This is a genomic window from Streptomyces sp. NRRL F-5650, assembly GCF_000721365.1.
Classification (GTDB): Bacteria; Actinomycetota; Actinomycetes; order Streptomycetales; family Streptomycetaceae; genus Streptomyces; species Streptomyces ardesiacus.
Window position 1 is genome coordinate 1 of the sequence record NZ_JOGV01000194.1, and the last position, 245, is coordinate 245.

1 protein-coding gene is annotated in these 245 nt (G+C 74.3%); it reads right to left on the bottom strand.

The features are described 5' to 3' along the window. Positions 1-245: iron chelate uptake ABC transporter family permease subunit (locus IG88_RS0138125; protein ID WP_031051572.1), on the bottom strand; the 245-nt coding region annotated here is incomplete at both ends.

The window sequence follows — 245 nt, forward strand, 5'->3', positions numbered from 1 at the left end:
GAGCAGCACGAACAGCCGGGCGCGGAAGCGGGCCACGTCCAGGCCCATCGTGGTGGCCGCCTCCTCGCCGGCCAGCAGCAGGTTCAGGTTGCGGGCCTGGACCATGAGGACGCCGACACCGAGCAGCAGGGCGGTGCTCGGCAGCCACAGGGTGCCCCAGTTGACGCCGCCGAGGCCGCCGAGGGTCCAGGCGAGGACCGCGCGGGCCTCGTTGCCGCGGCCGGTGGTGAGCAGCAGCAGGTCGA